The following is a 25178-nucleotide window of genomic DNA, read 5'->3' on the forward strand; positions in this document are numbered from 1 at the left end:
AAATGATGGGGCAGAGGAGGATCCTATGTCAAGCAGCGCTTAGATCGTCTTGCCGGCGGCGTCGAAGACGTGGCAGCGGGCCGGATCGAAGAAGGTCTTCACATTGGTGCCACGTTCCACCTTCTGCTGGCCGTCAAGCGCGACGGTCAGGAGCTGGCTATCCGGCGTCGTGGTGTAGAGCATGGTGGCGCCGCCCAGGTTTTCGACGAGATCGACATTGACGGTCGAGAGCGTGATAGCGCCTTCGGTCAGCGAAAGATGCTCGGGGCGGATGCCGAAGGTGACATCCTGTCCGACCGCGCCTTTCAACCGGCGCGGCAGATGGACGGAATTGCCGCAGACATGGATGCTGGTTTCGGTCTCACCGACCTGCTCGATGCGGGCCTTCAGGAAATTCATCTTCGGGCTGCCGATGAAACCGGCGACGAAGCGGTTGGCCGGGTTGTTGTAAAGATCGAGCGGCGCGCCGACCTGCTCGATGCGGCCGGAATTCAACACCACGATCTTGTCCGCCATCGTCATGGCTTCGACCTGGTCATGGGTGACATAGATCATCGTGTTGCCGAGGCTGCGGTGCAGGCGGGAGATTTCGACGCGCATCTGCACGCGCAGTTCGGCATCGAGGTTCGACAACGGCTCGTCGAACAGGAAAATACGCGGCTCGCGCACGATGGCGCGGCCGATCGCGACACGCTGGCGCTGGCCGCCGGAGAGCGCCTTCGGCTTGCGCTCCAGGAGCTTCTCGATCTGCAGGATCTCGGCGGCCCGCTTCACTTTCGGCTGAATATCGGCCTTCTTGTAACCCGCCGTCTCCAGGCCGAAGGCGAGGTTCTTATAGACCGACATATGAGGATAGAGCGCGTAGGACTGGAAGACCATGGCGATGCCGCGCTTGGCCGGCGCCACTTCGTTCATGCGCTCGCTGTCGAGCAGCAACGCGCCGCCCGAGATCTCCTCGAGACCGGCGATCATGCGCAGAAGGGTCGATTTTCCGCAGCCCGAGGGGCCGACAAAAACGACGAATTCGCCGGGATCGATCGTCAGGTCGATGCCATGGATCACGTCCAGCGAGCCATAACGCTTCTCGACCTTCTGAAGAACGACACTGGTTGCCATCTTCTCAAAACCTCTCTTTTGCCGATTACTTCGTTCTTGCGCGCCAATCGGCGTATTTCGGACTGTCGGGACCGACCGGCAGCGGCACTTCAGCGCCGCTGTCGGAAGACTGGTAGATGGCGGTGACGAGTTCCAGCGCGCGGCGCGCGTCCGTCGTTGTCACCGGCAGCGGTCCTTGACCGCTGAGGAAGGCATGGAACTGGCCCATCTGGGTGGTGAAGCGCGGCGCGACCGGCTGCCAGTCGCCGACCACCCGGTCGATCTTTTCCTGCACGTCGTCATTCGCGGCGATGATCTTCCAGGGATCCTTGCCTGGTGTGTAGGGCTCATGGGTGCTTTCGAAAGTGACATTCTCGAAATGCAGCCTAAGCCGGCTCATCTGCTCCTGCGAACCAAGCGTGCAGGACAGCGAGACGAAGGCGCCGTTTTCCATCAGCAGGCTGGCGGAGGCGCAATCCTCGACCTCGATATCGTTGACGCGGGTGGCGACGCGGCCGAAGACCCTTGCCGCCGGACCCATGAGATGCATCAGCATGTCGTGCAGATGCAGGGCATGGGTGACGAGCACACCGCCGAGTTCCGTCGCCCATTTGCCGCGCCAGGGCACGGCGTAATATTCCGGCTTGCGCAGCCAGAAGGTTTCGACCGAGGCCGTATAGGCTTTGCCGGCAATACCGGCGTCGATGATCCGCTTGGCCTTCTGGATACCGTCGCCATAGCGGTATTGGAAGATCGGCATCAGCACGCCTTTGGCGTTCCTTTCCGCTTCCATGATGGTATCGACGCCGGCAAGCGAACCGGTCAGCGGCTTTTCGCAAACGACATGTTTACCGGCGGCGAGCGCGGCGACCACCTGCTCCAGATGGATGCCCGGCGGGGTGCAGATATCGATGATGTCGATCGTGTCGTCGGCGAGCAGCTCGGCGAAGGAGGTGGTACGCCGTTCGATGCCGAACTCGTCGCCGACGGCCGCCAGACGCTGTTCATTCAGGTCGCAGATTGCCGCGACCTTGAACTTGTCGGCATGCGGCAAATAACCCTCGACGATATGGGAGCGGCCGATACCGCAGCCGACAATCGCGACCGTCCTGATGCTCATCTCGTTCTTTCCCGTTGCCGCCATCAGCGCTTCATGCCCGTCGTGGCGATGCCCTCGATCAGAAGGCGCTGGAAGAACAGGAAGAAGAAGAAGACCGGCACCAGCGTCAGAGTCGACATGGCGAACAGGCCACCCCAATCCGATGCGCTGGTGGAATCCACGAAGGTGCGCAGGCCGAGCTGGATCGTATAGGTGTTCATGTCGTTCAGGTAGATCAGCGGACCGAAGAAATCGTCCCAGGTCCAGATGAAGGAGAAGATGGCGGCCGTCGCCAGCACCGGCAGCGACAGCGGCAGCATGATCTTCCAGTAGATGCGCCAGGCGCTGCAGCCATCCATCATCGCCGCCTCATCGAGTTCGCGCGGGATGCCGCGGAAGAACTGCACCATCAGGAAGATGAAGAAGGCATCGCTTGCCAGGAACTTCGGCACGACGAGCGGCAGGATGGTGTTAACCCAGCCGAGGTTGAGGAAGAGCACATATTGTGGGATCAGCGTCACGTGATAGGGGATCATCAGCGTGCCGAGCATGATCGCGAACCAGAAGTTCCGGCCGGCAAAACGCAGCCGCGCAAAGGCGAAGGCCGTCAGCGAACAGGCGATAACATTGCCGGTCACCACCAGCAGCGAGATGACGAGCGAATTCCAGAAGAACCGGCCAAAGCTGACATCGAGGCCGACCCAGCCGCGCGCATAGGAGGAGAGATCGATCGACGACGGGATAAGCGAGGTCGAGGAGAAGATCTCGTTTTCCGGTCTGACCGATGCCGAAACCATCCACAACAGCGGATAGAGCATGAGAAGCGACGCGGCGATCAGCAGGGCGTGGATGATGAGCGACCCCGGCAGGCTGCGTTTGTTGATATCCGATGGCGGCCTGGCCGCAGTGACGGAAGCGGTCATCTCAGTCATCGTAGTGCACCCAATAACGCGAGGTCAGGAAGGAGAAAGCGGTGAAGATCGCGATGATCACCACCAGGATCCAGGCAAGCGCCGAGGCATAGCCCATGCGGAAATTGCCGAAGGCTTCCTGATAGAGGTAGAGCGTGTAGAACAGCGTCGAGTTGATCGGGCCGCCCGTGCCGCCTGATATGATGAAGGCCGGCGTGAAGGCCTTGAAGGCTTCGATCGTCTGGACGACGGCATTGAAGAAGATCACCGGCGTCAGAAGCGGCAGGGTGATCTTGTAGAATTGCCGGAATTTCGAGGCGCCGTCGAGGCTGGCCGCCTCATACATGTCCTGCGGGATCTGGCGCAGGCCGGCCAGGAAAATAATCATCGGCGAGCCGAACTGCCAGACCGACAGCGCCACCAGCGTGTAGATCGAATAGTTCGGATGCGAGATCCAGCTCGGACCTTCGATGCCGAAATGCGAGAGCGCGGCATTGACGAGGCCATCGCTGGCGAAAAGCTGACGCCAGAGCACGGCGATCGCCACGCTGCCGCCCAGCAATGAGGGGAGATAGAAGATGGCCCGATAGATCGGCAACCCGCGCAGGCCGCGGTTCAGCGCCATGGCGACCAGCAAGGCGAAGGTCAGTTTGAACGGGACGGAGAAGACGACATAGGTCAAGGTGACGTGCATGGCGGCCGAAAATTTCGGATCCGCCGTGGCGATGCGCACGTAATTCGCTATTCCCACCCACCTCGGCGACTGCAGCATGTCGAAGTCGGTGAAGGAGAGGTAGAGCGAAATCAGGGCCGGCCCGAGCGTCAGCCCGAAAAAGCCGATGAGCCATGGAAGAAGGAAGAGATAGCCGGGAGCATTGGCGTTCCAGAGACGCCTGAAACGTCCTTCGGCCACGGCCCCCTGATATCTTTCCACATTTATGGCCCCTGCGGGCGTGCGCATCGCATTGCTCATACGGGATCAGCCTCGTGCGAGAATCTGCGTGATTTCGGTGACAAGCTGTTTGCCGCCATCGGCAGGAGATAGCTGTCCGAAGGCCACCTGTTCGGCGATGTTACGCAGCATCAGTTCGCCTTCACCGGCGCCGGCGGGCGGCGGCGGCGGCAATTTGCCGGCGAGATCGCCAAGGCCGCTGACATATTCCAGCGGAACCTTGCCGTTCTCATCGAGCTTCGCCGCGACGACCTCGCGCATGGCGCTCGATTCCGGAATGCCGCGTTCGACATCCAGGAGGACCGCTGCCTCGGGGTTCTTGACGAAGAAATTGACGTAGTCCACGGCCAGGTCGACCGCTTGCGACTGGGCCGAGACCGAGAAGAACATCGAAGGCTTGCGATAATGGCCACCCTTCGAATCCGCCTTGATCCGCATATAGTTGGTCAGCGCCAGCTTGTCCTTGTTCATTGCCTGATAGGCGACGAACTGGTTGGAATGGGCAAAACCGGCAGCCGACTTGCCGAGCGAGACCGTGTTGGTGTCGATATCGTTCTTGTCGAGAGCCTGGACATCGGCGGGAACGCAGGCGCCGGCCTCACGGAACTTGGCCCACATGTCGTACCATTCCGAGGCGTCGTCCACGCCGAAGGCGATCTTGCCGTCGGCAGTATAAAGCGCCTTGCCGCGCTGGCGCAGCCAGTTTTCGAACAGTGGTTCACCGCCGCTGCCGTCGGCCATGCCGAACATGCCCTTGCGTTTACCGGCCTTGGTGATCTCCGCACCCATGCGGGCGAATTCTTCCCAAGTGGTCGCCTGCGTCGGCAGATCGACGCCGGCTTCCTTGAAGGCGGTGGTGTTCAGGACCGTGGCGGCCGAATTCGCGCCGAGGCTGACGCCATAGAGATGGCCGTCGACGCTGCCGCCTTCGATCTGCGCCTTGTCGAAATCGTCGAGGTTGAGCTTGGCCGGCATATAGGATTCGAGCGGGGCAAGCGCGCCGCGCCGGGCATACTGAACGATATAGCGGTAATCCATCTGGATGACGTCGGGCGCGTTGCGACCGGCGACCTGGGTCGCAAGGCGCGGCCAGTAATCGCCCCAGCCGAGGAATTCGCCGGTGATCGACGTGCCCGAATTCTTAGACTGATAGAGCTGCGATACCTTGTTGGTACGATCTGCGCGTGGCTGCGAGCCCCACCACAGGAGACGCAAGCGCTTTTCCTGTGCCAAAGCGCTGGTTCCAAGCGCCGAGAGCGAAAGGAGCGTGGCCCCTCCCGCAACGAAATTACGTCTGCTTACACGTAGGGTCATTTTTTCCTCCTCCAAAGGGAAGCGCCTCCACACGCTTCCGAAACTAGTTACCCTTGCATAAATAACTAATTGGTTACAAGCTACGAGCAAAGCGGCAAGTGTGTCAAGCGGTGTCGGCTAGAGCGTGGTGCCGAAAAGTGTGAGCGGTTTCGGGCGACATCGTGCTCCGGCTGTTTGAGCCCTGCAAATTCGGTTTTTACAATTTCGCACCGAAGGCTTATGAGCGCAACATGCGAGACGGAGGTGGAGCGATGAACGACAGCGGGGAGAATGGGGAGAAGAAAAGGTCTCGACGCCCACCTCAGGAACGGACGACGCAACGCGATCCGGAGCGGACGCGCGCCGCGATCCTTGAGGCGGCAACCCGGGAATTCGCCGAAAACGGCATGGGCGGGGCCCGCGTCGACGCCATCGCCGAACGCGCCGGCACCAACAAGCGCATGCTCTATCATTATTTCGGCGACAAGGAGCAGCTCTATCTCCGCGTGCTCGAAGAAGCTTATGTCGGCATCCGTACCGCCGAGCGCGCGCTTCATATCGGCGACCGCAGCCCGGAGGAGGGCATCGGCGAACTGGCGTTGTTCACCTGGCGTTATTTTCTCCAGCACCCGGAATTCCTCAGCCTGCTCGGCACAGAAAATCTGCATCGCGCCCGCTGGCTGCGCCAGTCAGTCCGGCTCAAGGAACTGCATTCGCATCTGATCGGCGAGCTTTCTCAAGTGCTCGAGCAGGGAAAGAAACAGGGTGTCTTCATCGAAACCGCCGATCCCCTGCATGTCTACCTGACAATCGCCTCACTCGGTTATTTCTACCTGTCGAACCAGTACACGCTTTCGACGATCTTCGGCCGCGACCTGATCGAGCCGACTCATCTCAATGCCTGGGAAAGGCATATCGTCCACGTCACGCTCACCTCGATCAAGCGCTGAGTCTCTGAAAGTCGGATTCGACTCTTGACAGCCGCGCCGCTCTTCTGCCATCAAGTAACTGTTTAGTTACCGGCTCGGGAGGGGGGGGCAAATGCCCGCTCCCCGCCGCAAAAGATTCCAGGGAGGAAAAAATGGCACGCTTGGGGATCATCTTGCACGGCGTTACCGGCCGTATGGGTTACAATCAGCACCTGGTGCGTTCGATCCTCGCCTTCCGCGATCAGGGCGGCATCACGCTGAAATCGGGCGAGAAACTCGAGATCGACCCGATCATCGTCGGCCGCAACGGCGCCAAGATGGAAGAGCTGGCGAAGAGGCACGGCATCAAGCGCTGGTCGACCGATCTCGACGCCGCGCTCGCCAATCCCGACGACACGATCTTCTTCGACGCCGGCACGACGTTGATGCGCGCCGAGCTGCTGTCCAAGGCGCTCGATGCCGGCAAGCACGTCTATTGCGAAAAGCCGATCTCCGACGACCTGCAAGTGGCGGTCGACCTTGCCCGCAAGGCGCGCCGCTCGGGCCTCAAGCACGGCGTCGTGCAGGATAAGCTTTTCCTGCCCGGCCTGCGCAAGCTGGCGCTGCTCAAGGATTCCGGCTTCTTCGGCAAGATCCTCTCGGTGCGCGGCGAATTCGGCTACTGGGTCTTCGAAGGCGATTGGGGCGTGCCCGCCCAGCGTCCGTCCTGGAACTACCGCAAGGGCGACGGCGGCGGCATCATTCTCGACATGCTCTGCCACTGGCGTTACGTGCTCGACAATCTGTTCGGCGAAGTGAAGGCCGTCTCCTGCCTTGGCGCAACGCATATTCCGCGCCGCATTGACGAACAGGGCAAGCCCTATGATTGCGATACGGATGATGCGGCCTATGCGACCTTCGAGCTCGAGGGCGGCGCGATCGCGCAGATCAATTCCTCCTGGGCGGTGCGCGTCCGTCGTGACGATCTCGTCACCTTCCAGGTCGACGGCACCCATGGTTCGGCCGTCGCCGGCCTGACGAAATGCTGGAGCCAGCACCGCGTCAACACGCCGAAGCCGGTCTGGAACCCGGATCAACCGCAGACGATCGACTTCTACAAGACCTGGGACGAGGTTCCGGACACCCAGGCCTTCGACAACGGCTTCAAGGCGCAGTGGGAAATGTTCATCCGCCATGTCGTCGAAGATGCGCCGTGGCCCTATGGCCTGGAAGCCGGCGCCAAGGGCGTGCAGCTCGCCGAGCTCGGCCTGAAATCCTGGGCCGAACGCCGCTGGCTCGACGTTCCCGCACTGGAGCTCTGAACCGTGACGACGATCAATCTCCCCCTCGACGGCAAGATCGTCCCCTATACGCTGACCGGCACGCCGATCGCGGTCGCCAAGCGCGACGCCAAGGCCTTTCCGCGCATCGCCTTTGCCGCCGCTCATGTCGTTGCCGATCCGCTTGCCGACAACGATCCGTGGCTGACGCCGGCGATCGACTGGGAGCGGACGCTTGCCTTCCGCCACCGGCTCTGGGATCTCGGCCTCGGCGTTGCCGAGGCGATGGATACGGCGCAGCGCGGCATGGGCCTGGGCTGGCCGGAAGCGCGCGAGCTGATCCGCCGGGCGCTTGATGAAGCGGCCGGGCGCAAGGATGCGATGATTGCCTGCGGGGCCGGCACCGATCATCTGACGCCTGGCCCCGACGTCACCGTCGACACTATTCTCAGGGCCTATGAGGAGCAGATCGAAACGGTGGAGGCGGCCGGCGGCCGCATCATCCTGATGGCGAGCCGGGCACTTGCCGCCGCCGCCAAGGGGCCGGACGACTATGTCAGCGTCTACGACCGCATCCTCCGCCAGGTGAAAGACCCTGTCATCATCCATTGGCTCGGCGAAATGTTCGATCCGGCGCTCGAGGGGTATTGGGGCAATGGCGACCATCTGAAAGCCATGGAGACCTGCCTCGAGGTGATTAGGGCCCATGCCGACAAGGTCGACGGCATCAAGATCTCGCTGCTCTCCAAGGAGAAGGAAGTGGCGATGCGCCGCCAACTGCCGAAGGGCGTGCGCATGTATACAGGCGACGATTTCAACTATGCCGAACTGATCGCCGGCGACGAAGCGGGCCATTCCGACGCGCTGCTCGGTATTTTCGATGCGATCGCGCCGGCAGCTTCGGCGGCCCTCGAAGCGCTCGGCCGCAAGAGCAACCATGAATTCTTCGATCTGCTGGAGCCGACCGTACCGCTGTCGCGCCACATCTTCAAGGCGCCGACGCGCTTCTACAAGACCGGCGTCGTCTTCCTCGCCTATCTCAACGGTCTGCAGGATCATTTCGTCATGGTCGGCGGACAGCAGAGCACTCGCTCGCTGGCGCACCTGGCGGAGCTTTTCCGTCTCGCCGACAAAGCGCGGGTGCTGGCCGACCCCGAACTCGCCGCAAGCCGCATGCGCCAGGTGCTCGCCGTCCACGGCGTCAACTGAAGCGGGACACCGGCTGGGAGGAGAATGACATGCAGGTCGAAGGACTTTCGATCAATCTGGCGACGATCCGCGAGCAATGTGGCTTTGCCGAAGCCGTCGACATCTGCCTGAAACACGGCATCACCTCGATCGCGCCCTGGCGCGATCAGGTCGCCAAGGTCGGTCTTGACGAGGCGGTGCGCATCGTCAAATCGAACGGCATCAAGCTGACCGGGCTTTGCCGCGGCGGTTTCTTCCCGGCGGCAAATAATGCCGACTGGCAGAAAAATCTCGACGACAACAGGCGCGCCATCGACGAGGCGGCCGCATTTTCAGCCGACTGCCTCGTGCTCGTCGTCGGCGGCCTGCCGGGCAGTTCGAAGGATATCGTTGCGGCCCGTCAGATGGTGTTCGACGGCATTGCCGCCGTGCTGCCGCATGCGCAGGCGGCCGGCATGAAGCTCGCGATCGAACCGCTGCATCCGATGTATGCCGCCGACCGCGCCTGCGTGAACACGCTCGGTCAGGCGCTCGACATGTGCGAGCCGCTTGGCGAGGATGTCGGGGTGGCGATCGATGTCTACCATGTCTGGTGGGACCCCGATCTTGCCAACCAGATTGCTCGAGCGGGCCGCATGAAACGCATCTTTGCCCATCACATCTGCGACTGGCTGGTGCCGACCCGGGATATGCTGCTCGACCGCGGCATGATGGGCGATGGCGTGATCGACCTCAAAGGCATAAGACGAATGATCGAGGCCGCCGGCTTCTTCGGCGCGCAGGAGGTGGAGATCTTCTCGGCCGAGACCTGGTGGAAACGCCCGGCCGACGAGGTGATCGCCACCTGCGTCGAACGCTTCCGGAGCTGCTGCCAGATCTGATTTTCAATAATTGTTTCATCACGCATGCAGGAGGATCATTCGATGGAGAAACGCCGTTTTGCCCTGATCGGCACCGGGAACCGCGGCACCACCATGTGGGGCAAGGATCTGCTGGCCGGCTGGCGCGAACATGTCGACCTCACAGCCATCGTCGAGAAGAATTCGCTGCGCGGCGAGCGCGCCCGCAACATGATCGGCAGCAACGCGCCGCTCTATGACAATATCGATTCCATGCTCGTCGAGCAGAAGCCGGATCTGGTCATCGTCTGCACGCCCGACCATACGCATGACGATATCATTGTGCGGGCGCTGGAGTCCGGCATCGATGTCATCACCGAAAAGCCGATGACCACCTCGATCGAGAAAATTCGCCGGATTCTCGACGCAGAAAAGCGCACCGGCCGCCGGGTCGACGTCTCCTTCAATTATCGCTATGCGCCGACGGCCGGCAAGATCAAGGAACTGCTGAACGCCGGCGAGATCGGCCGGGTGACCTCAGTCGACTTCCACTGGTATCTCAACACCAAGCACGGCGCCGACTACTTCCGTCGCTGGCACGCCTATACGGAAAATTCCGGCAGCCTATTCGTCCACAAGGCAACGCATCATTTCGATCTGCTGAACTGGTATCTCGACAGCGATCCGGAGTCCGTCACCTCGTTTGCCGACCTGCAGAATTACGGCCGCAAGGGCCCGTTCCGCGGGCCCCGCTGCAAGCTCTGTCCGCACACGCAGGAATGCGACTACTATCTCGATCTTGAAGCCGATCCCTTCCTCGACCAGCTCTACGAGGATCCCTCGAAGATCGACGGCTACTTCCGCGACGGCTGCGTCTTCCGCGAGGACATCGACATTCCCGATACGATGGTGGTGTCGCTCCGTTACCGCAACAACGTCCACGTCTCCTATTCGCTGAACACTTTCCAGCCGATCGAAGGCCATCACCTCGCCTTCAACGGCACCAAGGGGCGGATCGAGCTTCGCCAATACGAGGCCCAGCCCTGGGAAGAGCCGAAGCAGGACACGATTCTGCTGATCCGGAATTTCCCGAACGGCAAGGAGGCGGTGGAGCGCATCGTCGTTCCGCATTTCACCGGCGGCCATTACGGCGGCGACGACCGGATGCGCAACATGATCTTCAAGCCGGATATGGAAGACAGGCTCGCGCAGCGCGCCGGCACGCGGGCGGGCGCCATGTCCGTGCTTTGCGGTATTGCCGCGCTGACGAGCTCGCGCACCGGCAAGGTGGTCGACATCGCCGAGCTGATGCCTGAGCTTGCCAATGACGGTTCGCCGAATTCGCTGAGGTCGTCACGCTGACGCCTGCTGTGTAAGCTCGCTCGGCGAGGCACGCGTCAGGCGATGTTTTCGAGATTCTCCCGGCGGATTTGGTAGAGCAGCGGCCGACCGGCCACGAAGCGCTCGACCTCGTCAGCCGCCATCTCGCCGAGGCGCGCCCGTTCCAGGCCGACGGCGCCGGCAATATGCGGCGTCAGAAAGACATTCGGCAGATCGTAGAAAGCAGAATCGGGCTCAGGGATCTCCGGATCGGTGACGTCGATGACCGCGTCGATGCGGCCGCTCTTCAGCACTGAGAGCAGTGCGGCCTCATCGATAAGAATGCCGCGCGCCGTGTTGATGAGTGTCGCCCCGTCCTTCATCAGCGACAGCCTTCGCGCATCGATCATATGCTGCGTCGAGGGCAGCGACGGCGCATGCAGGGAAACGATATCGGCTTGCCGCATCAATTCGTCGAGCTCGACCTTTTCCGCTCCGAGGCAGGCCGCCTCGGCGGCATCGAGCGTGGGATCGGAGAGCAGCAGCCTGTAGTCGAAGGGTTTCAACAGCTCGATGACGCGCCGACCGATGCGCGAAGCGCCGACGATGCCGACGGTGCGGCGGTAATTTCCGATCGCCTGACGCTGCATCGAATGGGTCCGGTCGCGGTTGCGATCGGCGACATAGAGATCGCGGAAACGGAAGACCCGCTTGCCGGCGAAGATGATCGCGGCAAGCGTGAATTCGGCAACCGGCACGGCGTTGGCCTCGGCCGCATGGCTGACCGGGATACCGGCCGCGAAGATGGCGTCGTCGATGACGCCCTTGACCGTGCCCGCAGCATGAACGATGAGCTTGAGGTGCGGCGCCGCGGTAAGCATTTCGGTCCCGGCATAGGGTCCGCCCCAGCCGGTGATCAGGATTTCGGCCTGGGCCAGCAGACGCCTCGCACGCTCGTCGTCGAAACGCTGCAGCGGTTTAGCGTCCAGCAGGCGGCCGATGCCGTCCAGCCGGCGCAGAACCTCATCCGGCAAGACATGCTCGGTGCGCGACGGCTGCATGGCAAGGACAATCGCCGGATGGCTCATGGCATCTGCCCCGGCGCTTCGATGGCGCTCACCGTCACGCCCCTTTCCCTCACCACGGCCTCCAGCGCCGTAATGTCAGGCGCTTTCGGCGGTCTTGTCCAGGCAGACGAAACGGCAGCGGGATTGTCAAGCCCCAGCACCGCCGTCACCAGGATGGTTTCGCCGGCCGGAATCTGGCCGCGCAGCTGCGGCACGAGGGTTTTCGCAACGATCACATTGGTGTTGGGCATTGCCTTCTGGACGAGCCCGGACCGTTTCACCGAAGAGCCGAGATCGAGAATGCCGGTGAAATCGGCCTCGCCGATTGCATAGGCAACCCCATTCGAGGCGGACAGCCTATCCAGCTCGAAATCCCGGCGACCGATGGCAAATCCGCCTTCGGCAATCCGCAGCGGCCGGCTTGTCCTCACCCGGTGGAGGCGGATATGCCAAGGTACTGCGGGCACGAGCCAGGTTTCGACGCCGACATCCGGGAAAGGCGACCATTTCGCAAAAAGCACGTCGCCTGCGAGCCTGGCCTCCTCGTTCGTTTCGCGCACCCGGTAGTGCAGGCCGTCATCGCTGAAGGCCAGCATCGAATCAAAGGCGGCGAGCGCAAAGGCGCGCTCATCGGCCTCGACGCTGAAGCCGTAGCGGGCGGAATAGGCGAACTTGGCGTATTTTTCCGTGCCGAACCGCATCTGCAGATTTTCCTGGCCGGAGGATAGCGCCACGACATCGCCGCCCGCCCGCATGATCACCATGCCGGGATGGTGCTGGGGAACGACCTCAGGCGCCTGCTCCGGCGCTTTTTCCGTCGCGGTCCAGAATGGATGATCCTCCGCGATCGCCAGCGGCAGGAAGGCCTTGAAGGCCCAATAGGGCGAACCGGTGGAATTGTAGCTTTCGGACATCAGCAGGTTTGGATAGCCGAAACCGATCGACAGCACGCCGTCGCGATCGGCAATCGGCTTGTCCTTCCACCAGCGCAGATGCTGCAGGCAGAGATGCTTGACCTCACCCCAGGGCAGAGCTTCAACATCGGCAAAGGCAAGCGCCGACCAGAAGCCGGCGCAGGCGAAGCGATAGGTCAGACTGCGGCCGAAGGGGATCGTCGCCCCGTCCGCGGCAAACCAATGCCGGAAATCCCGGGCAAAAAGGATCGCGCGCTCGCGATAGCGCTTTGCATAATCGTCGTCGACGAGCTTCGAATAGATCAGGCCATAGAAATGCATGGCAAAGGGAATGTAATGGTCGATGCGGCGCACGTTGCCGTCGCGATACCAGCCGTCGCCGATATAGAAGCCTTCGAGTTCCTGCAGATATTGCCGCGTCAGGCTGCGGTCGAAATCGGCGCCGAGACGATCGAGCGCGATGTCGACGAAAATCCGGAAGAATTTCCAGTTGTTGTCGGCATAGTCGAACTGCCTGACATGCTTGAGATAGGCGATCACATTGCCGCGGGCACGCGCATCGAGCGGTTCCCAGATCTTTTCCGGCACCAGCGCCAGGGCAAAACCGAGAGCGGCAAGCTCGACCATCCGCTGATCGCGGCCATTGACCGTTCCCCAATATTCGGGATGGGCGGGATCGGTGCCGTTTGCGAGGCCTTCGGCGAAACGATGCCAATGGGCAAAGTCGCCGTTGCCGGCACCAAGCGGCGCCAATCCCCAGAGCGGCCGGGCGAAGCCTTCGAGGTCGGCCGCCGCCCGGTCGAAATGGGCGGCGGTGCCGCTCAACCTGACGCGGGCATTGTCCTTCGAAAAGCAGGGAAGCAGCGGATCGAACAGATCAAGGAGGGCGCGGCTCATATCGGCACGGGTTTCGAGCGGATTGCCTGCGAGCGGGTTGGCGCTGGCGGGATCATAGGTCATCGGCGTCACTCACGGGGTTCGACGTTCACAACGGTCCCTCCCGGAACGGGAACGACTGCCTGGCAGATGTGGCGCGCCGGTGCCGTCCTGTCGCGGAAACGGGACAGCATCAGCGAAACGGCCTCGCGCCCGAGAGCGGCGCGGTCGACGCGCATGGTGGAAAGCTGCGGATTGGTCATCAGCGCGCAGGGCAGATCATCGAAGCCGACGATCGCGAAATCTTCCGGCACACGCAGACCGGCTTCGGTGACCGCCTCGAGCACGCCGACGGCGATGAAATCATTCATGCAGAAGGCGGCGGTGAAACCGGCATTTTCGGCAAGGATCGCAGCCGTGTGTTCATGGGCCTCGCGGCTGGCGCTGCCCTGCAGCGTCATGGACACAAAACGGCCCTCGGCACCGGGGACGGCGGCGATCGCCGCCTCGAAACCGCGCACGCGCTCCCGGATCGTATGGCGGTGGGAGCCGCTCAGATGCAGGATGCGGCGATGGCCGGCCTTGGTCAACCGGCTGGTCGCCTCATAGGCTCCAAAGAAATTAGCCGGCGAAACGCCATCGAACTGCATCCTGGGATCGGTGCCGTTGACAAGAACGGTCGGCGTCATGCCGGCTTGCAGCCAGCCGCGCAACATCTCGTTCGGATCGATGCCGACGAGGAAGAGACCTTCGACGCCTGCCGCCTGCATATGGTCGCGCACGGCATCCGGCGTGGTGCGATCCTCCCGGACCAGCCGGACCTCGAACGGCATGCCTGCGTCGACGGCTCCGGCACGCAAGCCGTCGACGATCGCTTCATAGAAAACGCTGAGACCGCCCGTGACGCCGTCGCTGGCAATCAGCGCCAGCCCCCCGGCAACGGCTTCGGAAGCCGGCTTGACCGGGTAGCCGTGCTCGGCCGCCACCTTCAGGATCTGGCGGCGAACGGTTTCGCTGATACCAGGTTCGTTGGCAAGCACGCGCGACACCGTGGAGACGGAGACGCCGGCCAATGTGGCTATATCGGCCTGACGCGGCCGTCTGATCTTTTGGTCGTTCATAGGCAAACATTATGCAAGTTATGCAAATTTGCAAGAAAATGATTACTTCTTGCAATAAATATTTTTTTGCGTACCCTGTTTGCCGAAATGCCCCGACAGGCCATTGGAGGATGGCAGCGGGGCATATTGGGACAAGGAGGATATCATGCAGGTCAATCGCCGTTCATTCCTGATGGGTTCAGCCGGTGCGGCCGCCGGCCTCGCCTTCGGCGCCGGAAGCGCCATTCCGGCCTTTGCCGAAGATGCGCAGCTCAGGGCTATGTGGTGGGGTTCCAACGACCGCGCCAAGCGCACACTCGATGTCGCCAAGCTCTATCAATCCAAGACGCCCGGCGTCACCATTGTTGGTGAATCGCTTTCGGGCGACGGTTATTGGACGAAGCTCGCAACGCAGATGGCCGGCCGCTCGATCGCCGACATATTTCAGCTCGAGCCGGGAACGATTTCCGACTATTCCAAGCGCGGCGCCTGCCTGCCGCTCGATGAATTCGTCCCTTCGACGCTGAAGGTCGACAGCTTCGGCGCCGACATGCTGAAGCTGACCACCATCGACGGCAAGCTCTATGGTGTCGGCCTCGGTCTCAACTCCTTCTCGATGTTCTTCGACACGGTCGAATTCGAGAAGGCAGGCATCCCGCTGCCGACGGCCGACCTCACCTGGGATGAGTATGCCAAGCTCGCCGTAGAACTCGCCAAGTCCTCGGGCAAGGGCGGCGGCCCCTATGCGGCGCGCTATGCCTATGTGTTCGATGCCTGGCTGCGCCAGCGCGGCAAAAGCCTCTTTGCCAGGGAAAGCGCTGGGCTCGGCTTCACGGCCGACGATGCCAGGGAATGGTTCGACTACTGGGAGACACTGCGCAAGGCGGGCGGCACTGTTGCTGCCGACGTGCAGACGCTCGATCAGAATACCATCGATACCAATTGCCTCGGTCTCGGCAAATCGGTGATCGGCATGGCTTATTCCAACCAGATGATCGGCTATCAGTTGATCATCAAGAACAAGCTCGGCATCACCATGCTGCCGCGCGAAAAGAAGGGCGGTCCATCCGGCCATTATTACCGTCCGGCACTGATCTGGAGTGTGGGTGCAACGAGCAAACAGGGCGAAGCCGCCGCGAAGTTCATCAGCTTCTTCGTCAACGATCCCGAAGCCGGCAAGATTCTCGGCGTGGAACGCGGTGTGCCCATGTCAACGACAGTGCGCGAAGCCATCCTGCCGCAACTCAACCCGACGGAGCAGGAAACGGTCAAGTACGTAAACCTGCTCAAGGATCAGGTCGGCGAATATCCGCCGCCGGTGCCGATGGGCGCAACCCAATTCGACCAGCGGGTGCTTCGCCCGATCTGTGACGAACTCGCCTTCGAACGGGTCTCGCCCGCCGACGCGGCAACCCGGCTCATCGAAGAGGGTAAGGCAACGATCAAAGGCTGATCTGTTGCCGGATATGAGAGGAGAGGCCCGCAAAACCCCGGCGGGCCTTTCTGTTATCCTGGATCTCAGTTGCCCAGGCTTTCAACCACGCGCCAATCCGGCCGGCCGAGATCGAAGGGCCAGGCGTGCACATCCCGATCGTTGAAATAGACCACCTCCTGCAGATTCGGGAAGGCGCTCTGCTTCAACGTGGCAGTTTCGATCCACGGCTTCATATAGGCGTCGCCACCTTGATAACCGAGTTCCGCCACCCAGATGGGCTTGCCGTAGCCGGCGACGAGATCATAGCCCTGCTTCAACGCTTCCGAGAACGTGCGGTGCTCATTGTGGGCAAGCTCGTCATAGCGCTGCAGGCCGAAGACCGACAGTCCGACGAGGTCGACATAATCGTCGCCGGGATAATAGGCCTCGAGGCCGGGCAGTCCCTTCGGCGACCACATGATCTGTGTGCCGGGCGCCTCCTCGCGGACGATATCCATCATCCGCTTGTAGGCCGTGATATAGTCCTGCGGGCTCCAGCCGGACCATGAGAACCGCCCCGACGTGTCTTCCATCTCCTGCCCCCAGCGGACAATCACCGGGCTTTTCAGCTGGGATATCATCTGCGTGATCGCACGCATGTTGACATCGTAGTCGCCGCGCAAAACCTTTGCGCGAAGCTGAGCGGAGGTCAGCCGCCAATCGACGTCCCAGGACCAGGGCTCCACTGTTATCAGCAGGTTGCGGCCTCTGGCCAGCGCATAGGCGTCGGCGACGCGCAAGGTTTCGAGGTCGACGTCCTCCCAGGGCAGGAACAAGGCTTCGGTCGCGACATTCGCCTGCGCGCCGAAATCGCCGTGCGGATCATAGGCCCCGAACTTGATGCCGTCGGCATGAAGGACGGGGCGTTTGTCGATGATCGTCCGCACGGCCGCCGCCGGGTTCGGGACAATGCCGGCATATTGCACCTCGCTTCGGCTCGGCAGATCCGCGACACACAATAACAGCAGCGCCATCGCGGCGGTCGAGAGGTGGTTTTTCATTAGCTTCTTCATGGCTCACCCTCCTTTTCGGGCTACTTCCTGGCTCAGCAGGATCTGCTTCAGTTCGCTTGCCTTCGCGCTTACGGTATCGGCGGCAACAAGCTTCCCGAACTCATCGTCCTGGCGCACCGATGCATGGCGGAAGACGTACCACTCGCCGCTCGGCTGGCGCCGCTGATAGATCGTGTTGCCGACCTTGCGATGCCCGAAACAGGTGCTGGCGCGGGCCGCGCCCTCGGCATTCGTCCAGGTAGCGCGCATGCAGAGCTGGCCGAGATCGTCGACCACCCATTTGCCTTCGGCGAAAGACGGTTTCCCCTTGTCGTTGCTCCAGGCGACGAACCGCCGACCATCGTCGAAGAAACGGCCGCCTCCGGTATTCCAGGTCCAGGTCTTGTCGCCGTAGATCCGATAGAGCTCATAGGCGCTCAGCGGCGTCGGCGCCTTCGTTTTGGCGATCTCGGCGCCGTGCGCCGCCACCGGCAGACACAGGCTGAGAGCAAGCGCTGCTCCCCATAGTCTCGATCCGATACTCATTACATCCTCCATACTCGACACTTGCCGGTTCCGCCGGCTTACACACCACGTTCGTCTCGGTCGGTTCTACCGAAACCATTCCATCTCAAGTGGAATTTCACTATCCTGGTCTTGCCGCCGCCGAGGCCGGCCCCGGCCACGGCAAATTGCGATTGGGTAAAACTGACGAGCGTCTGGCCGTGGGAAAGGGCCTCGAGGCTGTGCAGACCATGGGTACCCGCTTGCATGCCGCCGGTGATGCAGATCGCAAACCCCATGGCCGTCGCAAGCCACAGCCCGCGTGATTGCGGCCGTAATGGCAGACCGTTCTCGATTGCGTGGCGAATGACGATCAGCACCGTCAGTGACAGATAGATCGAAAGATTCATCGCCGCGAAAATATAGAAGCCCTGAGCGGCAGCGGCCTCACTGGCGAGCACCATCGCGACAGCGCACATCCCGGCGAACGCGATATAGGGTGCGATGACGCGCAGCGGCAGCGACTGCTGCTGCTGCTGCTGCCTTCCCTTCGGCGTGATGCGAAAATCGACGAAGGAGCCGCAGATATGATCGCGAACGGCCGCCAGGCTGCCGGCCAGCGACCATGGCCAGCGCAGGAATATGAAGGCAAGCCCTTCCCAGCCGAACAGTTTCGCATCATAGGGCCGGAAGGTCGCCGTGGCCCGCCAGAAGAAGGCAAACAGCGTCAGCACGATCGAGATCGGCACGAAATGCTGCAGGAATTCCGGATAGGTCACATTGACGAAGACATGGCCCGTCAGAAGCGCGGCAACCGGCAGCAGGAACATTACGGCCATAAAGGCGGAAAAGAGCGGATACCACAGCTGCGAGAACACGAACTGGAACCGCAGCCGCCAGGGCAGGTGCATGACATGGTGGCGGGAATGTTGCAGCAGAATGGTGACGAGGCTGCGCGACCACTGGAATTCCTGGACGACGAGATCGGCGAAGTTTGCCGGGCCGTCGCCATGGGCGATCGCATCGACGGCATGCACGCCGCGCCAACCGCCGGCATTCATCATCAGCGTCGTCGAATGGTCTTCGGCAAGTTCGGGACCGAGGCCGCCGATCTGACGAAGGGCTGATGTGCGAACCGCATAGTGGGAGCCGATGCAAAGAGGCGCCCAGCCATTGTTGTAACCGGTCTGCAGCGAACCATGCAGGCTTGCCTCCGCATAGAGCCTGCCGCGCGCCGCCCAGCTTGCCCCGGCGTTGGCATCGCAGATGCTGGGAGCCGAGACATAACCGACCTCAGGATCGGTGAAGGGGCACAGGATTTCACGGAGATAGGTCGGCGTCGGTACATGGTCGGCATCGAACTGGGCGACGAAATCGTAGCGCTCATAGCCGAAGTGGTCGTAGAAATAGGCAAGGTTGCCTTCCTTGCAACGTGTGCGACGCGGCCAGATGGTGCGATGATACTCCGCCACGCCCTTTCGGGTGGAGATCAGCACGCCGTGCGCCGCACACCAGCGCCTGGTTTCCTCCGAAGGGTCCTCGTCGGCCAGCCAGACATCGAAATCGACGCCAACCTGGTCGAGCATCGCCTGCAGCGTGGCGCGGACGACGGCAAAGGGCTCGGACGGCGCCTTGGTGACGACCATTGCCACCCGCCCTTCCGGCAGCCGTGCGCGTGGGCTGATCGTCCTCGCATCGAGGAAGATCAGGATGAAATAGGCCGGCACCAGCGTAATCCAGGCAAGCACGAGGGTGATGAGCACGAAAGCCGCCCAGGAAATGATATGGGCGGACTGGCACCACCAGATCCAGAAATAGCCGAGCGACGCCAGCCAGCAGAGGATGCCGAAGCCATAGGCGACGCGGTTCCAGCCGGTGAAAACAGGATCGAATGCATCGGCCGCGGTGGCGGCTTTCGCCATGCCGACGCCGTGGCCAACTTGCGAAGCGTCGCTCATGCGGTCATCTCCAGTCCGAAGGTGGGACCGGCGGTGCGGATGATCGTATCGATATCCGAGAAAACCGGCACGAAGCCGAGTTCCGCCTTTGCCCTTGCCGTGTTGGCAAAGAGGATCGGCGGATCGCCGATGCGGCGGGAGCGATAACGGACGGGAACTTCGCGGCCGCTCGCGCGACGGATCGCTTCGAGAATCTCGCGCACCGAGGTGCCCCGGCCGGAGCCGAGATTGACGCTGAGCGAGCCGCCGTCCGCCATCAGGTGGTTGACGGCGGCGAGATGCGCCTGCGCCAGATCGCTGACATGAATATAGTCGCGAACACAGGTTCCGTCCTCGGTCGCATAATCGGTGCCGAAAATATCGAGCCGCTCCAGCCTGCCGGCGGCGGCGAGAAGGGCGCGAGGAATGAGATGGGTTTCGGGGTCGTGGCGCTCGGCAAGCTCACCGTCCGGATCGGCTCCGGCCGCATTGAAATAGCGCAGCGCGGCAAAGCGGATGCCATAGGCAGCGGCAAAATCCTCGAGGGCCATCTCGAAGATCAGCTTGGTGCGCCCATAGGGATTGACCGGTAACCGCGGGCTTTCCTCTCGTATCGGCAAGGAGTCGGGAACGCCATAGGTGGCGCAGCTGCTCGAAAAGACGATCCGGTCGATATCCTGGTCGAGGCACGCCTCGAGCAGCGTCAGACTGCCGACGACGTTGTTGCGGTAATATTTCCTCGGCATGTCGACGGATTCGCCGACATAGGCATTGGCGCCGCAATGGATAACGCAATCGGGCGAAAACTCTGCGAGAGTCCGGCGCAGCATGGCGGCGTCGGCAAGCTCGCCCCGAATGAGGGGGCCCCAGCGGACACTGTCGGCATGTCCCGTCGACAGATTGTCGTAGGTAACCGGGGTCATGCCGGCGCGCGACAGCGCTTTGCAGATATGACTGCCTATGAAACCGGCACCGCCGGTAACCAGAATGTAGCGGGGCATCTCATACGATCTCCGCCTTCTCTGTGCCCGCCAGCAGTCCGTCGAAATAGTCGACGCTGCGAGCCAGACCGGTTTCGAGCCCGATGCGGGGCTGCCAGTCCAGCTCTGCCATGGCCCGGGAAATATCCGGCCGCCGCTGACGAGGGTCGTCGGCGACCGCAGGCAGGTGGACGATCCGCGAACGGGAATTCGTCAGGTCCCGAATGATTTCCGCCAGGCGGCGAACGGTGATTTCGGTCGGGTTGCCGAGGTTGATCGGACCGTTGCAGGCGCTGCCGGCAGCCGAAAAACGCAGGAAACCCTCGATAAGATCATCGACATAGCAGAAAGAACGGGTCTGCTCGCCATCGCCATAGATCGTCAGGTCGGCATTGCGCAGGGCCTGCACGATGAAATTGGAAACAACCCGCCCGTCGTCCAGGCGCATGCGTGGCCCGTAGGTGTTGAAGATGCGGCCAACCTTGATGTCGACGCCGTAAGTCCTGTGATAGTCGAAGAACAGGGTTTCGGCACTGCGCTTGCCTTCGTCGTAGCAGCCGCGCGGCCCGATCGGGTTGACGTTGCCGCAATAGGATTCGTGCTGCGGGCTGTGGGTCGGGTCGCCATAGACCTCCGACGTCGACGACTGAACGACGATCGCACCGGTCTTTCGCGCACAGTCCAGGGTGTTGACCGCACCGAGCACGTTGGTGAGCAGCGTTCCCACAGGATCCCGCTGATAATCCGGCGGAGAGGCGGGAGAGGCGAAATTGAAGATGAGTGACGCGTCGATATCGAAGGGCTGGCGAACATCGTGCTCGACGATGTGGAAGCGGCTATTCGATAGAAGGTGATCGACATTCACACGGCGGCCGGTCGAAAAATTATCAAGGCATATGACCTTGTGGCCGCGCTGCAGAAGCCTTTCGCAGAGATGAGAGCCGAGGAAGCCGGCCCCACCATTCACAAGGACGGTGCGCGCGCCTTGGGGCACCGGCATGTCTGACACTTGAGAATAGCCGTCGTTGGGAACGAAACTACGCATTACAAACTCCTTCCCATGTTTTTAGTCTTTTGATTTGGGTATGCCCTTCATATCTCCCTTATCCGCCTTGATATTCATTATTATGACTATCAAGTTTGAATAACTTTCTGAGTTATTCTTCGGATAACTGAATTAGTATTTCAATGATAAGTCTATTGCCGACAAGGTCAACTTTAAAAATTCTAGATATCCAAAATAATTACGCAAATATTCTTCAAAGTAACAATTGATTAATCACTCCGGACACTTTTCCGCCGCAACGCCCATCATCCATTGCTTAAGCTTCACGCAATGAAACTAATATAGAACGGACGGCGTGCAGCTTGGCCGCGCTTGACCGCACGGCCGGTCTTGCATCGGGGAGCGCGATATGCGAGGGGTTTTGGCCATGTTGAAAAAGCAAGATGTAGCGCAGCTGAAAGGCTGGCGTCTTCGCTCGACAATGTTTGTCTGGGGAATGGCGCTTCTAGCGACCGGGCCGACGGCCTGTACGGCCGTCGATGACGATATCGCCGTCGTCGCGAAAAAGAATGTCGTCGTGGTCGAGGCACCGCGTGTCTCGAAGGCCTATGCTTATCCGGCAAGCCGGACCGAGCGCCGGGCTGCGGCAACGGTTCGCACCGTCGCCTATCACGGCTCAGCGCCTTATATCTGCTCTCCGAGCGGCTTCGGACAGAAGTCGCGCTGCTTTGCGCGTCCTTCGATCTGAAATAAAACCATTAGATCAATTGCGCCACCGGCCGGACATGTCGTCTTCGCCGACGGGATGCTCATTGAAGAAGCGCGATGCCGCTTCGGTGCGGTTTCGGACGTTCATCTTCTTGTAGATGTTGCGGACGTGAACCTTCACGGTGTTTTCGGAAAGATGCAGCTTGTCGGCGATGATCTTGTTCTGCGTCCCCTTGCAAATGAGGTCCAGGATCTGAACCTCCCGGGTTGTCAAAGCGGAGATGCTGTCACGTCTCAGCTTGAGCGCATTGCTGCGCGCCACATCGACCGATTTTGTCTGATAGAGCGAAGGTTCCAGCTGGGCATTCTTGTTGGTCAGACGATTGAGAAGCGCTGACGGAAAATGTTCGCCGCCCTTCATCAGCAGATCCACTGCGGCCATGAAGACATCGAGCCGGAGATTCAGCGGCAGGACACCATCGATGATCCGTGCCTCGACCAGCCGGCTGACATAGGGTTCGAGCATGTCGATCGCTTCAACGACGAGCCCGATTGAGGTTTCGGGGTGGTTTTCGCGGGCAGCCTGCAGCGCTTCATGAAGCTCCGGGGCGGGTATATGGTAAAATAAAACGAGCTTTATATCGCTGGTGTCTTTTTCCAGCATCGGATTTGTACTCGCTATACTTGTCACTTCACAGTTCGGAAATTTCTTTGCGAGCGCCTCTACCATGCACTCTGAAAACAGATCCGCCTTGGCCACCACTAGTATAGTATTTCCGGACGAACCCAACTTCCTTCCCTGGTCCGCATTCTCCATTCCTGAGCCTGTCATGAACATATACGCCTCCCCTAGCGTTACACTTTACTCAAACGTGGAGCGATGGCGGGTATTAAATAGTATGAAATGCCGGCCCCTGATGTCACCGCTTTATTTTTTAGACATTTCTTAATTATGTTAATACGGATTGAGAAGGAAGGAAATGGCCCAAAGTGATTAGTTTTCGCGGACGAAAAACGATACGTTACAATGCTTTGGTTGTATTTTCACTGCGATAGATACTTCAAGGTTATATTTGTCGTGACTATAGATGATCGACTGAATGTAATATTTCAGTACAAATTGTCATATTTTCGTCATGCGGGGATGCACCGGGATGAGGCAGAGACGTGTCGAAAGTCGCCTCTCAACCCAGCCGCGAATGCCGGGCGTCCCGCATTCCAGCTGCTCAGCAACATCGATTCCGACAAGGTCTTAACGCTCCCGCGACGGGGTTATCCGGACGTGGCAGATCCGCCTTAGCCCGAATTGATATCTATCGGATCCGTATTTTTTCCACCAATCTGTGGTCGTCGTCCAAGTGGTGACATGGAAGAGCTATGTATCTGCATGCCTTTTTGATGCATGACTTCCATTTATGGCAACTCAACTAAAAGAAAACCTGAATACTCCTTATCCTCTTCAGGATAGGGAGTCGGATATGTGCGGCATTGTACTGAGTACGTGCGTTCCCAATACTATCGATTTGATCAACAAGTCGCGACAAACCCGCAGATGACTAGTATCGAATACATCTGCCGATGTTCACCGCATCGGAGCGAGCGCGAGCAAAATCCCATTTGAGATGAGAGGGATTTCGAAAAGCTGCTCCGGTTTTTTTCTGGAGTAACTGCAATGTCTGACGACTATAAGCCCCCGAAATCTTCGGGCGACGAAACCGAAATCACGAAGGTCGGGGCTCTGGCCGACGGCTTTGCAAACAGTGCTGTCAATTCAACTGAAGTCGACGACGGCTCGACCGGTTATGTCGGCGTCGCCAATGGCGACAATCGCGACAATACGGACAACAGCGTCGACGTCGACGTTAAGGCCGAAATCTCCGCCAGCAATGGCGACAACCGTGACAACGACTATGACTGGAGCTACAAGTCCGACGACGATACGAGCGTCAAGACCACGACGATCACCGACACCGACACCAAAACCGATTACGACTGGAGCTATGACAGCAAGTCGTACAGCGACAACGACACCGACACCAAGACGATCACGGATACCGACACGAAAACCGTGACCGACACCGATATCAAGACCATCACGGATACGGATACCAAGACGGTCTCCGACAGCAACAACACCTCCGACAGCTTCAACAAGACGGACACCGACTTCGCCGTGATCGAGGACGTCAAGGACTTCGACAACCTCGGCGTTGCCGGCCACGACCTCACCTTCAATCTCGGCGACGACTTCTCCTTCACGCTCGACGTCGACAGCATCCTGAACAATTCGCTGTCCGGCGAGGGCAATGACAGCGGCTTCAGTGCCGTCCAGGCAAACCATCTGGCCGACCAGGACCAGGCCTGGAACATCAAGATGGACAATGGCGGCGCCGACAACCACCTGAAGGCGGACGCCGGTCACGCCGACAGTGCCGAAGGCATTGAGATGGACGGCAAGGGCTGGGACCTCAAGGCGGGCGACGATGCCAGCGGCTCGAGCACGGCCGATGCTTCGGCAGTCCTTGCCAATTCCGGCTTCCACCTCGAGCTCGTTCAGGGTGCGAACCTGCTCAGCAATACAGTCGACTCCAGCGTCATCGGCGGCAATTCTCATGTCTCCGACGTCGGCGAGGATACCGGCACCTGACACTGACCTCCAACGACCAAGACGAACTGCACCGGCTCCGGCCGGTGCAGTTTGACTGCTTGAAAACGGTTTGACGACCACACCACGG

At 60.7% G+C, this 25178-nt stretch carries 22 protein-coding genes; 8 read left to right on the forward strand and 14 right to left on the reverse strand.

Going from position 1 to position 25178, the window contains the following annotated elements; all coding sequences use genetic code 11:
• Positions 1–39: 39 nt before the first annotated feature.
• Genes ACMUVN_RS31815 through ACMUVN_RS31835 form a run of 5 tightly spaced genes read right to left on the reverse strand, consistent with a single transcriptional unit; the run spans position 40 to position 5371 of the window.
• Complete coding sequence (locus ACMUVN_RS31815) at positions 40–1116, reverse strand: ABC transporter ATP-binding protein (RefSeq protein WP_029868036.1); 1077 nt, start codon at positions 1114–1116, stop codon at positions 40–42.
• Positions 1117–1141: 25 nt separating this feature from the next.
• Positions 1142–2239: a Gfo/Idh/MocA family protein gene (locus tag ACMUVN_RS31820; protein WP_028757924.1), complete on the reverse strand. Its 1098-nt coding sequence runs from the start codon at positions 2237–2239 to the stop codon at positions 1142–1144.
• Positions 2239–3126 (reverse strand): carbohydrate ABC transporter permease, encoded by an 888-nt coding sequence (locus tag ACMUVN_RS31825; protein ID WP_028757923.1) that lies wholly within the window; start codon positions 3124–3126, stop codon positions 2239–2241. The genes ACMUVN_RS31820 and ACMUVN_RS31825 overlap by 1 nt, the downstream gene beginning before the upstream one ends.
• Complete coding sequence (locus tag ACMUVN_RS31830; protein WP_028758429.1) at positions 3119–4078, reverse strand: carbohydrate ABC transporter permease; 960 nt, start codon at positions 4076–4078, stop codon at positions 3119–3121. Before ACMUVN_RS31830 ends, ACMUVN_RS31825 begins: the two co-directional genes overlap by 8 nt.
• Positions 4079–4084: 6 nt before the next feature.
• Positions 4085–5371 (reverse strand): ABC transporter substrate-binding protein, encoded by a 1287-nt coding sequence (locus ACMUVN_RS31835; RefSeq protein ID WP_029733086.1) that lies wholly within the window; start codon positions 5369–5371, stop codon positions 4085–4087.
• Positions 5372–5622: 251 nt separating this feature from the next.
• On the opposite strand from ACMUVN_RS31835, the gene ACMUVN_RS31840 reads away from it, so the two are divergent.
• The 5 genes from ACMUVN_RS31840 (at position 5623) to ACMUVN_RS31860 (ending at position 10927) form a co-directional block, all read left to right on the forward strand.
• The gene (locus tag ACMUVN_RS31840) at positions 5623–6300 is read left to right on the forward strand and encodes a TetR/AcrR family transcriptional regulator (protein WP_168334036.1); all 678 of its coding nucleotides are present in this window, start codon (positions 5623–5625) and stop codon (positions 6298–6300) included.
• A 131-nt stretch (positions 6301–6431) separates the two neighbouring features.
• Positions 6432–7580, forward strand: a complete 1149-nt coding sequence (locus ACMUVN_RS31845; RefSeq protein WP_047619811.1) for a Gfo/Idh/MocA family protein — start codon at positions 6432–6434, stop codon at positions 7578–7580.
• Positions 7581–7583: 3 nt separating this feature from the next.
• Positions 7584–8747 carry a dihydrodipicolinate synthase family protein gene (locus ACMUVN_RS31850; protein WP_183906590.1) on the forward strand — a complete coding sequence of 388 codons (1164 nt, stop codon included), beginning with the start codon at positions 7584–7586 and terminating at the stop codon, positions 8745–8747.
• Between the two features lie 29 nt (positions 8748–8776).
• Positions 8777–9607: a sugar phosphate isomerase/epimerase family protein gene (locus ACMUVN_RS31855; RefSeq protein WP_029733083.1), complete on the forward strand. Its 831-nt coding sequence runs from the start codon at positions 8777–8779 to the stop codon at positions 9605–9607.
• Positions 9608–9649: 42 nt separating this feature from the next.
• Positions 9650–10927 (forward strand): Gfo/Idh/MocA family protein, encoded by a 1278-nt coding sequence (locus tag ACMUVN_RS31860; RefSeq protein WP_029733082.1) that lies wholly within the window; start codon positions 9650–9652, stop codon positions 10925–10927.
• Between the two features lie 35 nt (positions 10928–10962).
• Here ACMUVN_RS31860 and ACMUVN_RS31865 read toward each other — a convergent pair whose 3' ends face one another.
• Genes ACMUVN_RS31865 through ACMUVN_RS31875 form a run of 3 tightly spaced genes read right to left on the reverse strand, consistent with a single transcriptional unit; the run spans position 10963 to position 14863 of the window.
• The gene (locus ACMUVN_RS31865; protein ID WP_029733081.1) at positions 10963–11973 is read right to left on the reverse strand and encodes a hydroxyacid dehydrogenase; all 1011 of its coding nucleotides are present in this window, start codon (positions 11971–11973) and stop codon (positions 10963–10965) included.
• Positions 11970–13826, reverse strand: a complete 1857-nt coding sequence (locus tag ACMUVN_RS31870; RefSeq protein ID WP_029733080.1) for a DUF2264 domain-containing protein — start codon at positions 13824–13826, stop codon at positions 11970–11972. Before ACMUVN_RS31870 ends, ACMUVN_RS31865 begins: the two co-directional genes overlap by 4 nt.
• Positions 13827–13831: 5 nt before the next feature.
• Positions 13832–14863, reverse strand: coding sequence for a LacI family DNA-binding transcriptional regulator (locus ACMUVN_RS31875; RefSeq protein WP_414815971.1), 1032 nt, complete (start codon positions 14861–14863; stop codon positions 13832–13834).
• Between the two features lie 145 nt (positions 14864–15008).
• Here ACMUVN_RS31875 and ACMUVN_RS31880 point away from each other — a divergent pair, with 145 nt between their 5' ends.
• Positions 15009–16295 (forward strand): ABC transporter substrate-binding protein, encoded by a 1287-nt coding sequence (locus tag ACMUVN_RS31880; RefSeq protein ID WP_028758439.1) that lies wholly within the window; start codon positions 15009–15011, stop codon positions 16293–16295.
• A 65-nt stretch (positions 16296–16360) separates the two neighbouring features.
• On the opposite strand, the gene ACMUVN_RS31885 is transcribed toward ACMUVN_RS31880, so the two are convergent.
• The 5 genes from ACMUVN_RS31885 to ACMUVN_RS31905 are packed head-to-tail and all read right to left on the reverse strand — an operon-like array spanning position 16361 to position 21774.
• Positions 16361–17329, reverse strand: a complete 969-nt coding sequence (locus ACMUVN_RS31885; RefSeq protein WP_028756229.1) for a glycoside hydrolase family 26 protein — start codon at positions 17327–17329, stop codon at positions 16361–16363.
• 3 nt (positions 17330–17332) lie between these two features.
• The gene (locus ACMUVN_RS31890) at positions 17333–17854 is read right to left on the reverse strand and encodes a DUF995 domain-containing protein (RefSeq protein ID WP_028756230.1); all 522 of its coding nucleotides are present in this window, start codon (positions 17852–17854) and stop codon (positions 17333–17335) included.
• 38 nt (positions 17855–17892) lie between these two features.
• Entirely contained in the window at positions 17893–19770 is a 1878-nt protein-coding gene (locus ACMUVN_RS31895; protein WP_414815972.1) for a glycosyltransferase family 2 protein, read from the reverse strand.
• Complete coding sequence (galE, locus tag ACMUVN_RS31900) at positions 19767–20750, reverse strand: UDP-glucose 4-epimerase GalE (protein WP_183906594.1); 984 nt, start codon at positions 20748–20750, stop codon at positions 19767–19769. Before galE ends, ACMUVN_RS31895 begins: the two co-directional genes overlap by 4 nt.
• A gap of 1 nt (position 20751) precedes the next feature.
• Positions 20752–21774 (reverse strand): UDP-glucuronic acid decarboxylase family protein, encoded by a 1023-nt coding sequence (locus ACMUVN_RS31905; RefSeq protein ID WP_414815973.1) that lies wholly within the window; start codon positions 21772–21774, stop codon positions 20752–20754.
• A gap of 388 nt (positions 21775–22162) precedes the next feature.
• Here ACMUVN_RS31905 and ACMUVN_RS31910 point away from each other — a divergent pair, with 388 nt between their 5' ends.
• Positions 22163–22483, forward strand: coding sequence for a hypothetical protein (locus ACMUVN_RS31910; protein WP_028756234.1), 321 nt, complete (start codon positions 22163–22165; stop codon positions 22481–22483).
• Between the two features lie 15 nt (positions 22484–22498).
• Here the strand turns inward: ACMUVN_RS31910 and ACMUVN_RS31915 are convergent, their stop codons facing one another.
• A complete protein-coding gene (locus ACMUVN_RS31915) occupies positions 22499–23281 on the reverse strand; it encodes a helix-turn-helix transcriptional regulator (protein ID WP_028756235.1) in 783 nt (260 codons plus the stop codon).
• Positions 23282–24115: 834 nt separating this feature from the next.
• Between ACMUVN_RS31915 and ACMUVN_RS31920 the strand changes: the two genes are divergently transcribed.
• A complete protein-coding gene (locus ACMUVN_RS31920) occupies positions 24116–25090 on the forward strand; it encodes a hypothetical protein (protein WP_052215224.1) in 975 nt (324 codons plus the stop codon).
• The last annotated feature ends 88 nt before the right edge of the window (positions 25091–25178 follow it).

The sequence above is a fragment of the Rhizobium sp. IY2 genome, from assembly GCF_047532935.1.
GTDB lineage: Bacteria > Pseudomonadota > Alphaproteobacteria > Rhizobiales > Rhizobiaceae > Rhizobium > Rhizobium anhuiense.